This window comes from Bradyrhizobium sp. P2_E8, from assembly GCF_056403875.1.
Genome location: NZ_JBFUES010000078.1, coordinates 1 through 13,768, shown reverse-complemented (window position 1 = coordinate 13,768; position 13,768 = coordinate 1). Strand labels below are relative to the sequence as shown.

15 protein-coding genes and 1 pseudogene are annotated in these 13,768 nt (G+C 64.9%); 9 read left to right on the top strand and 7 right to left on the bottom strand.

Features of this window, described 5'->3' with window-relative positions; all coding sequences use genetic code 11:
• The coding region (locus AC1D00_RS06890; protein WP_477010141.1) for an acyl-CoA thioesterase at positions 1 to 384 on the top strand (384 nt) is incomplete at its 5' end.
• Positions 381 to 1,103: a hypothetical protein gene (locus AC1D00_RS06885; RefSeq protein ID WP_477010140.1), complete on the top strand. Its 723-nt coding sequence runs from the start codon at positions 381 to 383 to the stop codon at positions 1,101 to 1,103. The genes AC1D00_RS06890 and AC1D00_RS06885, both read left to right, overlap by 4 nt.
• A gap of 60 nt (positions 1,104 to 1,163) precedes the next feature.
• On the opposite strand, the gene AC1D00_RS06880 is transcribed toward AC1D00_RS06885, so the two are convergent.
• Positions 1,164 to 1,787 (bottom strand): class I SAM-dependent methyltransferase, encoded by a 624-nt coding sequence (locus AC1D00_RS06880; protein WP_404554702.1) that lies wholly within the window; start codon positions 1,785 to 1,787, stop codon positions 1,164 to 1,166.
• 225 nt (positions 1,788 to 2,012) lie between these two features.
• Here AC1D00_RS06880 and AC1D00_RS06875 point away from each other — a divergent pair, with 225 nt between their 5' ends.
• Positions 2,013 to 2,204 carry a hypothetical protein gene (locus tag AC1D00_RS06875; RefSeq protein ID WP_404554703.1) on the top strand — a complete coding sequence of 64 codons (192 nt, stop codon included), beginning with the start codon at positions 2,013 to 2,015 and terminating at the stop codon, positions 2,202 to 2,204.
• Between the two features lie 26 nt (positions 2,205 to 2,230).
• Here the strand turns inward: AC1D00_RS06875 and AC1D00_RS06870 are convergent, their stop codons facing one another.
• The 6 genes from AC1D00_RS06870 to AC1D00_RS06845 all read right to left on the bottom strand — a co-directional run bounded on the left by AC1D00_RS06870 (position 2,231) and on the right by AC1D00_RS06845 (position 8,389).
• Positions 2,231 to 2,725 (bottom strand): peptidoglycan-binding domain-containing protein, encoded by a 495-nt coding sequence (locus tag AC1D00_RS06870; RefSeq protein ID WP_477010139.1) that lies wholly within the window; start codon positions 2,723 to 2,725, stop codon positions 2,231 to 2,233.
• A gap of 250 nt (positions 2,726 to 2,975) precedes the next feature.
• On the bottom strand, positions 2,976 to 3,455 hold the full coding sequence (locus AC1D00_RS06865) for a hypothetical protein (RefSeq protein WP_477010138.1): 480 nt from the start codon (positions 3,453 to 3,455) through the stop codon (positions 2,976 to 2,978).
• A 223-nt stretch (positions 3,456 to 3,678) separates the two neighbouring features.
• Positions 3,679 to 4,392, bottom strand: a complete 714-nt coding sequence (locus tag AC1D00_RS06860) for an ABC transporter ATP-binding protein (protein ID WP_092183890.1) — start codon at positions 4,390 to 4,392, stop codon at positions 3,679 to 3,681.
• Complete coding sequence (locus AC1D00_RS06855; RefSeq protein WP_477010137.1) at positions 4,389 to 6,158, bottom strand: branched-chain amino acid ABC transporter ATP-binding protein/permease; 1,770 nt, start codon at positions 6,156 to 6,158, stop codon at positions 4,389 to 4,391. Before AC1D00_RS06855 ends, AC1D00_RS06860 begins: the two co-directional genes overlap by 4 nt.
• On the bottom strand, positions 6,155 to 7,198 hold the full coding sequence (locus AC1D00_RS06850) for a branched-chain amino acid ABC transporter permease (protein ID WP_404554706.1): 1,044 nt from the start codon (positions 7,196 to 7,198) through the stop codon (positions 6,155 to 6,157). The genes AC1D00_RS06855 and AC1D00_RS06850 overlap by 4 nt, the downstream gene beginning before the upstream one ends.
• A gap of 42 nt (positions 7,199 to 7,240) precedes the next feature.
• Positions 7,241 to 8,389 (bottom strand): ABC transporter substrate-binding protein, encoded by a 1,149-nt coding sequence (locus tag AC1D00_RS06845; protein WP_477010136.1) that lies wholly within the window; start codon positions 8,387 to 8,389, stop codon positions 7,241 to 7,243.
• Between the two features lie 631 nt (positions 8,390 to 9,020).
• On the opposite strand from AC1D00_RS06845, the gene AC1D00_RS06840 reads away from it, so the two are divergent.
• The 6 genes and pseudogenes from AC1D00_RS06840 to AC1D00_RS06815 all read left to right on the top strand — a co-directional run.
• A complete protein-coding gene (locus tag AC1D00_RS06840; protein ID WP_477010135.1) occupies positions 9,021 to 9,803 on the top strand; it encodes an aspartate/glutamate racemase family protein in 783 nt (260 codons plus the stop codon).
• A 16-nt stretch (positions 9,804 to 9,819) separates the two neighbouring features.
• Positions 9,820 to 10,248: an organic hydroperoxide resistance protein gene (locus AC1D00_RS06835; protein ID WP_477010134.1), complete on the top strand. Its 429-nt coding sequence runs from the start codon at positions 9,820 to 9,822 to the stop codon at positions 10,246 to 10,248.
• Between the two features lie 25 nt (positions 10,249 to 10,273).
• Positions 10,274 to 11,452 (top strand): thiolase family protein, encoded by a 1,179-nt coding sequence (locus tag AC1D00_RS06830; RefSeq protein ID WP_477010133.1) that lies wholly within the window; start codon positions 10,274 to 10,276, stop codon positions 11,450 to 11,452.
• A complete protein-coding gene (locus AC1D00_RS06825) occupies positions 11,449 to 12,690 on the top strand; it encodes an SDR family NAD(P)-dependent oxidoreductase (RefSeq protein WP_477010132.1) in 1,242 nt (413 codons plus the stop codon). The genes AC1D00_RS06830 and AC1D00_RS06825 overlap by 4 nt, the downstream gene beginning before the upstream one ends.
• A 34-nt stretch (positions 12,691 to 12,724) precedes the next feature.
• Entirely contained in the window at positions 12,725 to 13,507 is a 783-nt protein-coding gene (locus AC1D00_RS06820; protein WP_477010142.1) for a cyclase family protein, read from the top strand.
• Between the two features lie 57 nt (positions 13,508 to 13,564).
• Positions 13,565 to 13,768: pseudogene (locus AC1D00_RS06815) on the top strand (ABC transporter substrate-binding protein); the annotation flags it as partial.

Sequence of the window (13,768 nt, the reverse complement as noted above, 5' to 3'; positions counted from 1 at the left end):
GGCATTGCGTACTTCCCGTCCTACCTGAACATCCTCAACGGCGTCGTCGAAGACTTCTGGGCGGCGGTCGGTTTTCCCTGGCCGGAATTGATCACGGTCCGGAAGATCGGAACGCCCACGGTACATCTGACCTGCGACTTTTCCCGACCGTCGATGTTCGGCGATCGCCTGACGTTCGGATTGCGCATCGACCGGGTCGGCGGATCGTCGCTCCATCTGGAGCATGTCGTCGCTGGCGTGAATGGCATGCGCTGGCGGGCCCGCCAGGTCCTTGCCGCGACCTCGCTGGTGGATCACCATGCGATCCCATGGCCCGATGACATTCGCGCCGCGCTCACGGCGCACGTGAGCGCGGGCGAGGGCGCTGAGGCAACGCCGGCATGATCTCGCTCTTCATGACGTTCTCCGCTTCCACAGGCGAATGGCGGATTCACCCCGACGAGGTTGCCGCCGTGGCGGAGCTGGTCGGATCGATCCCTGACATGACCGAGGGCTTGCTGTTCACGCCGCTGGAGAAGTCGGTCGATCATCCCTACAAGGCCGACGGCTCCGGCCCCGTGTTTGCGCTTCAACTGCGCTTTCCAGACCTGTTCGCGTGCGAGGCGGCGATGGATCGTAGCGGAATCCTTGCCCGCCTCGCGACGGGTGCAGGCTTGTCAGGCCTTGCCGGTCTGGATGTCACGCACCAGGTGATGCTGACGCGCTCCTTTCCCGTGGACGTCGCGGCGCATCCGGAAGGCGCCAGCGCCCCGTGCAGCTACCTCGTCCACTATCCCGGTCCGGCCGAGGACATGAACGCCTGGAACCTGCACTATCTGGAGCACCATCCATCGATCATGCGAACCTTCCCGGATGTTCGCCAGATCGAGATCTACACCCGCATCGATTGGGTCGACCGGCTGCCGTCGCAGCGGGTCGAGCACATGCAGCGCAACAAGCTGGTGTTCGACAGCCCGCAAGCCCTCGCGCACGCGCTCGGCTCCGACGTGATCAAGCGCATGCGCGCAGACTTCGTCCAGTTCCCGCCTTTCGCAGGCGGCAACAAGCATTTTCCGATGCTGACGCGGGCGGTCAGGCCGAAGGCTTGGAGAACCGGGAGCTAAACAGCAGGGCGCCAGCGCACAAATTCAGAGTGATCRCCAGATGAGGCGCGGCGTCGCGGTTCAGGAGCAGCGGCGGAACACACTGAATTGGAATGATTGATCGGTGCCCCAAGGCGTCGCATGAGCGTGCCGCCGGGTCTCAACGAGTTGGAACGCGCTCCCGAGGGTCTGACCGAGGCTCGCAGCATCGTACCTCACGACGGGAAGGCCGCTGCATCGTTCAGGTCCGTCGAGCGCAAAGGTGGCAATGATTGCGTGCCCTCCGACTTTCAAGGCCCGTCCGAGACGCGCGACATACGCAGCACGGTCACGCTCCTCGGTCAGGAAATGAAAGGCCGCCCGATCGTGCCAAATATCGTAAGCCTTCGGCGGCTCCCAGGCTGTTGCATCCGCGACGATCCAATGAACCTGTGCGGCGCGGGCCCCAAGGCGGGCTTTCGCGGCCTCGAGTGCGGCCCCGGACAAATCGAGGACGGTTACATCCTCAAAGCCCCGATCGATGAGATTGTCGGCCAGGCGTGAAGCGCCCCCACCGATGTCGATGATGGCCGAAGCGCGAGCCGCGCCAACCCGGGCAATCAACTCGAGCGAAGGAGCCGGTCTTTCCTGAAACCAGCTTACTTCGTTCTCGCCCTTCTTGGTGTAGACGCCTTCCCAATGGGCTTGACGGCTCTCACTCTCCATTGCGTGTTCCTCCGCCCAAGGGTCCGCGATTAGTTCAGAATATGGCAATTCCCCCGATCCTGGACAATAAGCCCACAGCGGCCCTGGACCATTTGCCCGTACCTCCGAAGTGCGAGTGCTTTGCCTCGCCCATGTCACCAACACCATGGGGCAGACGGATGACGACATCGAGAAGGGCGAAGCGGACGGCACACGTGAAGCCCTGGCCGCGCGTGCGAGGCGGCGATGGATCGCAGCGGAATCCTTGCCAGCCTCGCGACGGGTGCCAGGATTGTCAGGCCTCAACTGGATGTCACGCAACAGGCGATGCTGACGCGCTCCTTTCCCGTCGATGTCGCGGCGCATCCGGAAGGCACCACCGCCCCGTGCTGGTACCTCGTCCACTATCCCGGCCCGGAGGAGGACATGAACGCCTGAAACCTGCACTATCTGGAGCAGCTCGGTCACCTACGTCCGAACAGTCCCCCCACCACGCCGCCAATCAGTCCGCCGGGACCGCCCCCGCTGTGCTGATGGTGAGCACCCGTGCGACGACGGGTTGGACGGTCGTCATCGGATTTGTCGCTGCCGCTGAAGCCGGCATGCGCCGCCGAGGCGGATTCGGTCAGGAGCGCCTGATGCTGCAGCGGATTTAGGAAGCCTGTCCTGGGGTAGCCGCGTGCCGCCTGCCAGCGCGTGATGACGGCGCGGGTCGACCCGTCGAACCGTCCGTTGACCTTGGTGTCGAAACCGAGACCGGTCAGCCGGCGCTGCACGTCGCGACGCTTTTCCTTGTTGAGGCCGATCTGATCTTCGGTTTCCTGAGTTGCCTCGCCGGCAACGATCGTCGGATCGACGGATGCGATCAGCTCGCGGTCGGTCGTGCTCGGACCGGCTGCGGTGCCATTTGCACCGACGAGAATTCCCAAGACTGACAATGCGAGGATGAAGACACGCAATGGCATATCCTTCGCTGATCTTAAGTCTCGCGATGATTTCGCGTTGAACGCCTATCGGTTCAAATGCACCGCTGTGACACTCGAACGTCCAGCGGTGTCCAAATCAAAGGTCGACTCCGGGTTCTGTCGCTGGCAACTGTTACAGGGGGACACTTGTTCCCTGGCGGGCGTTGATTGTTGCACGGCATCGCACTGAGATGGACCGACAGGAAGGACAGGGACATGATCATCGGCTGGACAGGCCGTTCAGTTATTGACGTAGGTCAGGGTTGCGTACCCGGCTCTGTCGCGAAGCAAGAGCGGACTCGCGGACGAACGTTGCAATGCTCGTCCCCCAGACGAGCGCCATGCCGAGCAGCACCCATTTGAAATCCGATTGGATCATGAAGTTGACGGCGGCCATCAACCCGATCGAGAGCCCGCCAGCAACCCCGGCGCCGACCGCAGCCACGGGGCGATGGTCGCGGAAGGACGTCGCGGCCAAGGTGAGCGCGAGCATTCCCGTGGCCGCCACGTAGCCGCCCATCACACGAAAGACGTAGGTCAGCCATGACATGAGTCTGGGCCCGACCGACTGCAATTCGGCCGGGGTGAGGCTCATGTACCGGATGTCCTCCGGCAGCAATGGAGGGCGGAGGAACAGGAAGTAGATGCCGACGCCGACCAACAGGGTGCCGGAGACCGCCAGGAGCATCGAGGATAGATGCCAGCGGTCCCGCGTGTCGCGCATCGTTGCCCCCGGATCAGCACGGCGCCCAACCRGCCAACGACCAGGGTGAGCGCGGCGATGATGGCATCATGCCCCTGTTTTGCCCGACGGGTCAACTATGTTTCGAAAAATCAGAATCGATGGCGCGGGCTGTTAAGCCATTGATATCACTGTCCCCGGCTACTGTGCATGGGGTTGTTTTTCGACTTTTTGTTGTGCGGCCTGCAAGGGCCGGTCCCCGGTCCTAGTGTCCGCCGAGATAGGCCGTGATCAGCCTGGGATCGTGGATGAGATCCTTGGCGGGGCCGGACTGCACGATCTCGCCGGTTTCGAGCACGTAGCCGTAGTCGGCCGTCTCCAGCGCGGCGCGGGCGTTCTGCTCCACCAGCAGGATCGACACGCCGAGGTCGCGCAACGACGCGATAGTGCGAAAGATCTCGCGCACGATCAGCGGCGCGAGGCCGAGGCTCGGTTCGTCCAGCATGAGAAGCTTCGGCTTGGCCATCAGCGCGCGCCCGAGCGCGAGCATCTGGCGTTCGCCGCCGGAAAGCGTGCCGGCGGCCTGGCGCTGCCGCTCCTTCAGGCGGGGAAAGCGATCATAGACCTCGTCCAGCGTCTTCTGGACGCCCGAGCGGTCGCGCAGGCTGTAGGAGCCGAGCAGGAGATTGTCGGCGACCGACATGTCGGAGAACAGCTCGCGCTTTTCCGGGACGAGGCATAGCCGCCGCTCGACGCGATCCTCGACGGACATCTTCCCGATGTCATTGCCCTGAAACACCATGCGGCCGCGGGATGCGAGCAGCCCGATGGCGGCCATCAGCAGCGTGGTCTTGCCGGCGCCGTTCGGACCGATGACGGTGACGATCTGGCCTTCCTCGACCGACAGCGAGACGTTGCGGACCGCCTCGACATTGTCGTAGCAGACGGTCACGTCCGTCATGGAAAACATCTCGCTCACGCGACGCCTCCAAGATAGGCCTCTTGAACCCGCTCGTCGCTGCGGATCGCGGCGGGAGCGCCTTCGCAGAGCTTGGATCCGAAATCGAGCACCACGATGCGGTCGACCAGCGACATCACGAACTCCATGTCGTGCTCGACGATCAGGATGGTCAGGTGATCCGACCGCAGCGATCTGAGCAGCTCCGCAAGCCGCAGCTTCTCCTGACGGCGAAGGCCGGCCGCCGGCTCGTCCAGCACCAGCAGCGCCGGGTCTGCGGCGAGCGCACGCGCGATCTCCAGGATGCGCTGGTTGCCGAGCGGCAGGTTGCCTGCGAGCTCGAACGGTTTTTCGCCGAGCCCGACGCGCTCGAGCTGCGTCAGCGCCTCGTGCCGCGCGCTGGCTTCCTCGCGCTGGTTGAGACGGAAGGCGCTGGCGAACAGGCCTGTGCTCGTGCGGGCGTAGGTGCCGAGCATGACGTTTTCGAGCAAGCTCATGCGCGGCCGCAGCTTCACATGCTGGAAGGTCCGCGCGATCCCGGCCTTGGCGATGCGGGATTGCGGATCGCGCGTGATCGGGCGTCCCGCGAAGACGATCTCACCCTTGTTGACCCGGAGCGCGCCGGTCAGGCAGTTGAATATCGTGCTCTTGCCGGCGCCGTTTGGACCGATGACGGCAAGGATCTCGCCGGAGCGTACCTCGAAGCTGACATTGTTGACGGCGACCAAGCCGCCGAACCGGCGCTCGGCGCCGTCGACCTTCAAAAGTAGTTCGCCCGGTGCCGGTTGTGCGCGGCGGGGCAGGGGAGCCGCCGGCTCCGGCCGCTCGCGTTTGATCTTCGGTAGAAAGCGGGCAGCGAAAGGCACGATGCCCTGCCGCGCCCATTGCAGGAACAGGATGAACAGCGCCGAGAAGGCGACGATCTCCAGCTGACCGGAAGCGCCCTTGGCGATCAGCGGCAGATAATCCTGCACGCTGTTCTTGAGCAAGGTGACGACCGCGGCACCGACGACACCGCCGAGAAGGCTGCCGGCGCCGCCGACCATCGACATCATCAGATATTCGATGCCCATGCCGGCATCGAACGGACCGGGGCTGATGAAGCGGCTCATGTGGGCGTAGAGCCAGCCGGAGAGCGAGGCCAGGAAGGCCGCGATCACGAAGGTGACGAGCTTGATCCGGAAGGCGTTGATGCCGAGGCTCTCGACCAGCGTGTTGCCGCCGCGGAGCGCGCGCATCGCACGGCCGAGCCGGGAGTCCAGCAGGTTGTACCCGAGCAGGAGGACGGCGGCGACGATGCCCCAGATCAGGAAATAGATCTGCGCGCTCGAGACCAGCGCGAATGATCCGATGCTGATCGGCGGGATCGACGAGATGCCGTTGAAGCGGCCGAGCCCCTCGATATTGCCGAACAGGAAGCCGATCGCAAGGCCCCATGCGACGGTCGAGAGCGACAGGAAATGGCCCTGAAGCCGCAAGGTGACGACGCCGAGGATGGCCGCGACGCAGCAGGTCAGCGCCACCCCGAACAGGAGGCCGAGCCACGGGGAGTATCCGTTCAGCGCGGAGACCCACGCGGTCGCATAGGCCGCGACGCCCACGAACGCTGCCTGTCCGAACGATACGATGCCGCCGACGCCCGTGAGCAGGGCAAGGCCAATGGCGACCAGCGAATAGATGCCGATGTAGTTCATCAGCGTGATGCTGAAGGGGCTGAGAACGAAGGGGGCCACCGCCAGGCACGCCAGCGCCACCATTGCCACGAGCTGAATTTGGAAGCGCGTCATTCCTCGATCTCCTCCTCGGAATGCAGCGAGGCGAGGGAACGCCAGATCAGGATCGGGATCAGAAGCGAGAACACGATGACGTCCTTCAGCGCGCTGCTCTCGAAGGATGCGAAGCTCTCGAGGATGCCGACGCCGACGGCGCCGATCGCCGCGCCGGGATAGCTGGTCATGCCGCCGACGATGGCGCCGACGAAGGCCTTGAGGCCGATCAGGAAGCCGGAATCGTAGAACACGGTGTTCACAGGCGCGATCAGGATGCCGGATACGCCGGCCATCAGCGAGCCCAGCAGATAGGCGATCGTGCCGGCGCGGGCGGGCCGTATTCCCATCAGGCGGGAGCCGGTCCGGTTCACGGCGGTGGCGCGCAGCGATTTTCCGACCAGCGTGAAGTCGAAGAAGAGATAGAGCAGGCCGCTGAAGACGAGCGCTGCGATCACGATCAGCATGGTCTGGCCCGAGACCAGCACACCGGCGAACTCGGTCGAGAGCGACGTCAGCGGTTCGGTTCTGACGCCTTCAGGCCCGAAGAAGAGCAGGCCGAGGCCGACCAGCGCGAAATGCAGTGCGACTGAGACCGTTAGGAGCAACAGCACCGTTCCGTCCGCGATGGGGCGGAAGACGATCCGGTCCAGAAGCGGGGCGATCGGCGTGATCAGCATCAGCGCGAGCACGAGCCTGACGGCGAGAGGAGGATCGGCGCGCATCGTCAGCCAGGCGAGGCCGACCACGGCCAGCGGAAGCGCGAGGTAGAAGAAGAGTGCGCGTGGCAGCAGCCGAAGCTCGCCGGCGCGCATGAGCGAGATGATCTCGATCAGGGTCGCAAGGCAGGCCAGGATGACGACCAGCGCCCCCGTGCCCGGAAACCGCTTCGCATCCAGGGCCGCCAGCGTCAGCGCGGTGAATGCGGCGATGTCGCCGAAGGGAATGAAGATGACCCGTGTCACCGTGAAGATGAGGACGGTCCCGATCGCCACCAGCGCGTAGACTGCGCCGGTGGCGATCCCATCGATCGCAAGAATGGCTGCGATGTCACTCGTCATTGAGACGCCGTTCCCCCGTTTTGACTGTCTGCCGCCTTCCGACTACGGCGCGTACTTCCAGGCGCCCCCGGTCAGGCGCACCACGACGCGCGCGCGCTCGTCGACACCGGTCACCGCACCGGGCTTGAAGTTGTAGACGGCATGCACGCCCGGCAGCTCCTTGGTGCTGAGGATCGCGTCCCGCAGCGCCGTGCGGAATTCCGCCGTTCCGGGTTTCGCAGTCTTGAGCGCGCGCTCGGCGGCGTTGGCGAAGATCAGCCAGGCGTCGAAGGAGTAGGCCGAGAAGCCGTCGGTGGTCGGGATGTTATGGGTCTTCTGGTAGACCGCGCGGAAGTCGAGCGCGATCTTCTTGGSGAAGTGCTCGTCGGGAAGCTGCTCGGCGACGATCACGGGACCCGCGGAGACCTGGATGCCGTCGGCCGCCTTGCCGCCGACATTGACGAAATCCGGATTGACCAGCGCCAYCGTGCCGTAGGTGTTGCCCTTGAAGCCGCGCTCGGCGAGGCTGAGCAGAGGCAGCGCGCCTTGCGTCCCCGAGCCGCCGTCCAGCACCGCGTCCGGCCGCGCGGCAAGCACCTTCAGGATCTGCGCGGTGACCGAGGTGTCGGTGCGGGCATAGCGCTCGTTGGTCTGGATCTTGATGTCGCCGGCGGCTTCGGCGGCCTTGGCGCCGTTGTAGACGAGGTCGCCCCACGCGTCGGAGAAGCCGATATAGCCGATGTTCTTCATGCCGTCGCGCTTCATGCGGTCGGCGACGATCTTGACGAGGAGGGAAGCCGGCTGCGGCACCGACACCACCCATTGCTCGGGCGTATCAGGCAGCTTGCCGATCGGCGAGACCGCGATCATCGGCACCTTCAGCTCGCTCGCCACCGCCGCCATGGCGATGGTCGAGGGGGCCGTCGCGGTGCCGATCAGGAGGTCCACCTTCTCTTCTTCCACCAGCTTGCGGGCATTGCGGGTCGCCGCCGACGGGTCGGAGCCGTCGTCGAGCTGGATCAGGCGAACGGTCTCGCCGTTGATGGTCTTCTTGTATTCATAGGCGGCGTTGATGCCGCGCCCGTAGGGGATGCCGATCGACGAGCCGTTGCCGCTGAGCGAGGTGACGAAGCCGATGGTGATGTCGGCCTGCGCCGCCGGGGCTGCGAGCGTGCCGGCGACAAGTGCAAGTAGGCTCAGAGTCTTGCGCATTTGCGTTCTCCTCCGTTGATGCTGGATAGGAATGCTTTGATACCGCCGCGCGGGGGGCCCGAACGGCGGACGAACCGATTGAAAGCATTGCTGCAGCGCCAAATCATGGGCGCGGCCGACGCGAGTCTGCTCGGCCGGGCGTCAGCAGCCATGATGTTGCTTGCCGCTCGAACAACGGGCCCATCGGCGAATGCGGGCGGGCCTTATCTGAAGCGATGAAAGGTCGTTGGCCCTGCCGCGATGCGCGACCGGCGGTGCTGCTGCTGCCGGCTGTCCGAGCACGGCGACTGTCCACACGATCGAGTCTCTCAAAATCGGTGCCCTGCAACATCATTGTCATGGCCACCGGTCCCTGACCGGCGAGGAATTACTTAAAGCCTAAAGTATTATCGGTGGGGCCGTCAACACGTGTCACGGTGCTGTCAGAAAAAAATGTCGTTGCATACAATTTCGTCAGAGCGCGGCGCTACTTTGCCATTGGGCCGGACGAAAAGGCCGTGCCTGCCCTGCCGTGACGGGGCCCGTCGGCGGCGCCGCGGCGCGCATTTGACGCATGAATTAGTTTATGATTGAAATATATTCATCGGCAGCCGACGACCGATCCTCCGATCACCGCTTGAGGAGAAGGACGATGCGCATCTTCTGGCAGAGCTTCGTTGATGCGAGCGTGAACGCGCCCTACATGGCGCGGCTGTCGGAATACCTCAACAACATCGCTGCATCGGGCACGACGGTTCATGTCGAGGGCATTACGCCACCGGACCGGGAGTTCGGGCGGCTCGCGGAATTGCGCTGCGCCGTCCAGGCGATCGACAACGGCCTCGCGGCCGAGGAGGACGGGTTCGACGCCTTCGTGATGGGGCATTTCCAGGATCCCGGACTCTACGAGCTGCGCTCGGCGCTCGACATTCCCGTGATCGGGACCGGCGAGGCGACGTTGCTGGCGGCCTCGCAGCTGGGCCGGCGATTAGGCCTTGTCACGCTCGATCCTGTCTTCGAGGTCTGGCACTACGAGCAGGCCGAGCGTTACGGCCTCGGCGGCCGCGTGGTCCACGTGACCGGTCTTGGCTGCAGGCCGGAGGATTTCGCCGATGCGTTCGCCGGAGACGATGCCGCGCAAGCCCGCATGATCGAGGATTTTGTCGCCTGCGCACGTCCGCTGGTCGAGCGCGGCGCGGATGTCGTGATTCCGGCCGGCGTGCTGCCGGGTCTCCTGATCGGCAGGGAGCATGGCCTGAAGATCGGCCACGCGCCGGTGGTCAACTGTGCGGCCGTGGCGCTGAAGAGTGCCGAGATGTGGGTGCAGCTCCGGAAGCTCAATGGCACCGAGCCCAGCAGAGGGCCGAGCTTCAAGCGGGCCAGCGCCCAGGCGCGCGACGATTTCCGCGCGCTGCTAGCCCGCAACAGCCGCTAGTCCTGGAGAATAAATCATGATGGTTCCCGAGAAGATCCTGTACGAGACCGAGGTGACGGCGACCGGAGGTCGGGATGGCAAGGCTGCCAGCGCCGACGGTCTCTTGTCGGYGTCGCTGTCCTTGCCGAAATCGATGGGGGGCCCCGGCGGCGAAGGCACCAATCCCGAGCAGCTCTTCGCGGCCGGCTATGCCGCGTGCTTTCTCGGTGCGGTCAAGCTCGTCGCGCGCACCCGCAAGGTTGCGCCAGCCGCCGAGCCCTCCGTGACCGCGAAGGTCGCGATGGGGCCGGTTCCGGTCGGATATGCGCTCGCTGTCGAGCTGAAGGTCAATCTGCCCGGTGTCGAGAAATCAGTGGCCGAAGAGGTCGTCGCCGGCGCGCACGAGCGTTGCCCCTATTCGAACGCAACCCGCGGCAATATTGCCGTGAAGCTGACGGTGGTCTGAGGCGGATGAACGAGGCGGGCGGTCGGTGACCAATTCCTTACGCACACCGTACGACGGCGTCGTGATTGCGGCTCCCGTCACGATTCCCTATGTGCGCTACTCCATCGAAAGCGCGCAGTGGTGGATCGGCCGTGCGCTCAGCGCGCTCGTCGCGCAGGCCGGCATCAAGGCCTCCGACATCGACGGCCTGTGCGTCTCCAGCTTCACCATGGGCACCGACAGTGGGATCGGGTTGACGCAGCATTTCGGGCTCTGCGTGCGATGGCTTGATACGATTCCGCTCGGTGGCGCCAGCGCCGTCGCCGGATTGCGAAAGGCGGCGCGCGCGGTTCAGGCTCATGACGCAGACATCGTGGCCTGCGTGGCGGGTGACACCAACCACGTCGATTCCTTCCGGCTGACGCTCGAGAATTTCTCGCGTTTCAACCAGGATGCCGTCTATCCCTACGGCGCGGGTGGCGCCAATTCGAGCTTCGCGCTGATTGCGCGCAACTATATGCGCACCTTCGGCGTCACGCGGGAGGATGTCGGTCGGATCGCGGTCGCACAGCGCGCCAATGCGCTGCGCAATCCGCACGCATTGATGAAGGCGCCGTTGACGCTCGAACAGTATCTCGCGGCCCGGCCGATCTCCGATCCTATTCATCTCTTCGACTGCGTGATGCCCTGCGCCGGCGCGGAAGCGTTCCTCGTCATGCGCGAAGACACCGCGGCATCGCTGGGGCTGCCTGCGGCGCGACTGCTGTCGACGATCGAGCGGCACAACGCCTTTGCCGACGACCCCATGCAGGTGCGCGGCGGCTGGGCGATGGATATCGGCGAGCTCTATGCGATGGCCGGCGTGAAGCCTGACGATCTCGATGTGGTCCAGACCTACGACGACTATCCCGTCATCACGATGATGCAGTTCGAGGACCTCGGCTTCTGCAAGAAGGGGGAGGGGGCCGAGTTCGTGCGCCAGCACGATCTCACCATCGACGGTGACTTTCCGCACAACACCTCGGGCGGACAACTCTCGGCCGGGCAGGCCGGCGCTGCCGGCGCCTATCTCGGCCTCGTCGAAGGTCTGCGGCAGGTTCTGGGGACTGCAGGCCCCACCCAGGTCAGGAATGCGAGCCTCGCCTTGGCCTCGGGGTTCGGTATGATCAACTACGATCGCGGTCTCGCCTCGGGCGCCGCGATCTTTGCAGGGCCGTCGCGATGATAGAGCCGATCAAGCCGCCCCGGCGCAAGAACCCGCTGCTGCGGACGCGGCTGCCTGCGTCGCCGCCTTGGCCGCGCAGCAGGACGTCGCATGGGTTCACGCGGGCAGCCGCCGAGGGCCGCTTCATGCTGCAACGCTGCGAGGCTTGCGGCGCCTTTGCCTATCCGGCGCGGGAGGCATGTCCGTCATGCCTGTCGTCCGGCCTCACCTTCGTCGATGCGCCGCGCCGGGGCATGCTTCTTTCCGAGACCACGGCGCGCGTGCCGAGCGACGTCTATTTCCGCGAACGGGCGCCCTGGCGCATCGGCCTCGTCAGGATGGACTGCGGTCCGACGATCGTCGCACATCTCCATGCCGACTGCGTGGAGGGCGCACCGGTTCGCATGTCGCTTCAGCTCGACAAGAGCGGCCAGGCGGTGGCCTTTGCTCATCCCGAGGGGGAGATTCCCAACATGGCAGACGACAAGCAGTGGCGGGAAATGACGGCCGATCCGAAATTCCGGCGCGTGCTCGTGACCAACGGCCGCAGCGTGATCGGCCAGGAAGCCGCCGCCGCCTTGATGGCCGCGGGCGCCAGGACGGTCTTCGTCGGCGTTGCCGAGCCGTGGCGGCCTTTCGCCGGCGAGAAGCTGCTGCGCGGCCAGGACGGGATCGAGATGGTGACCCTCGACGCGGCCGACGAGAAATCCGCGGCCGATCTCGCCGCCGACATCGGCGGCAAGGTCGATATCCTCGTCAATACGACGGAATATGTGCGGCCGGGCGGCCTGCTCGACCGCAGGGGCACGAGCATCGCACGGGACGAGATCGACCAGGCCTATCTCGGCTTCATCAACCTCGCGCAGGCCTTTGGCCCCGCCATGCGGATGCGGGGTGCCGATGGCATCAACAACAGTGCGGCGTGGGTCAACATTCTCTCGGTCTATGCGCTGTCGAACTGGCCTGCCTTTGGCGCCTACTCGGCCTCGCAAGCGGCGTGCCTGTCGCTCTCGCACTGCCTTCGTGCCGAGCTCAGGCCCGGCGGCGTCAGGGTGATGAATCTGTTCACCGGGCCCGTCGACACCGAATGGTTCCAGACCGTGCCGCCGCCGAAGGTCGCGCCGCGCGCCATCGCGCAGGCGATCGTGTCGGGGCTCAAAGGCGGGCTCGAGGAGATGTATGTCGGGGATGTCGCCGAGGAGATCCGGCAGCGTCTGGCGGCCAATCCGAAAGCGCTCGAGCGCGAGCTCGACAGGTGACATCGAGATTTCAACCAAGCCGGAGGACGTGACGATGCAAGGCAACAATCTCCTGGAGCTGGCGGGTGCGATTTCTTCCGGCGCGGTGCGCGTCGTCGATCTGACCTTCACGCTCAGTCCGGACTTTCCGGTCATCGTGCTGCCGCCGGAGTTCGGCCAGGCGGCGCCGGTCCGCATCCAGGAAATCTCGCGATACGACGGTCGCGGCCCGGCCTGGTACTGGAATAACATTACGTTTGGCGAACACACCGGCACGCATTTCGATGCGCCGATTCACTGGTTCACCGGCAAGAACCTGCCGAACAATGCCGTTGACACGATGCCGGCCAAGGACATGATCGCGCCGGCCTGCGTCATCGATTGCTCCGCGCAGGCGGCCCAGGATCCCGATTTCCTGCTGACCGTTCCGCTCGTCGAAGCCTGGGAAGCCAAGCACGGCCGGATCCCCGAGCGGAATTGGGTGCTGCTCAGGACCGACTGGTCGAAGAAGGGCTGGCGCGACTACTCCAATCTCGGGGACGACGGCGCGCACACGCCGGGCCCGAACCCTGATGTCATGAAGTGGCTGGTGGAAAAGCGCGGCATCATCGGGTTTGGCACCGAGACCATCGGCACGGATGCGGGGCAGGCCGGGCATTTCGAGCCGCCTTATCCCGCGCATCACTTCCTGCACGGTGCTGGTCGCTACGGCCTGCAATGCCTGTGCAACCTGGATCAGCTTCCGGCCACCGGGGCCGTCATCGTGGCCTCGCCGCTGAAGATCCAGAACGGCTCCGGCAGTCCGCTTCGCGTCATCGCGCTGGTCTCGTCGACCTGAACCGAATCCATGGCGCTTGCCTATCGGAACAAGAAGTCCTCACGAAAGACAGGTGCCATGAACTTGATCAAGAGCCTGCTGGCCTCCACTGCATTGCTTCTTGCCGCCCCTCAGGCCGTCCAAGCCGAGATACTCGTCGGCTTCGTCACCGGCCTCAGCGGGCCGGTGTCGTCGATTGGAATTCCGAACGGGAAGGGGATCGCGRCGGGCCAAGTCTATCTCGGTGAGATCGGTGGCGAGAAGGTCCGCGTCATCCAGTTG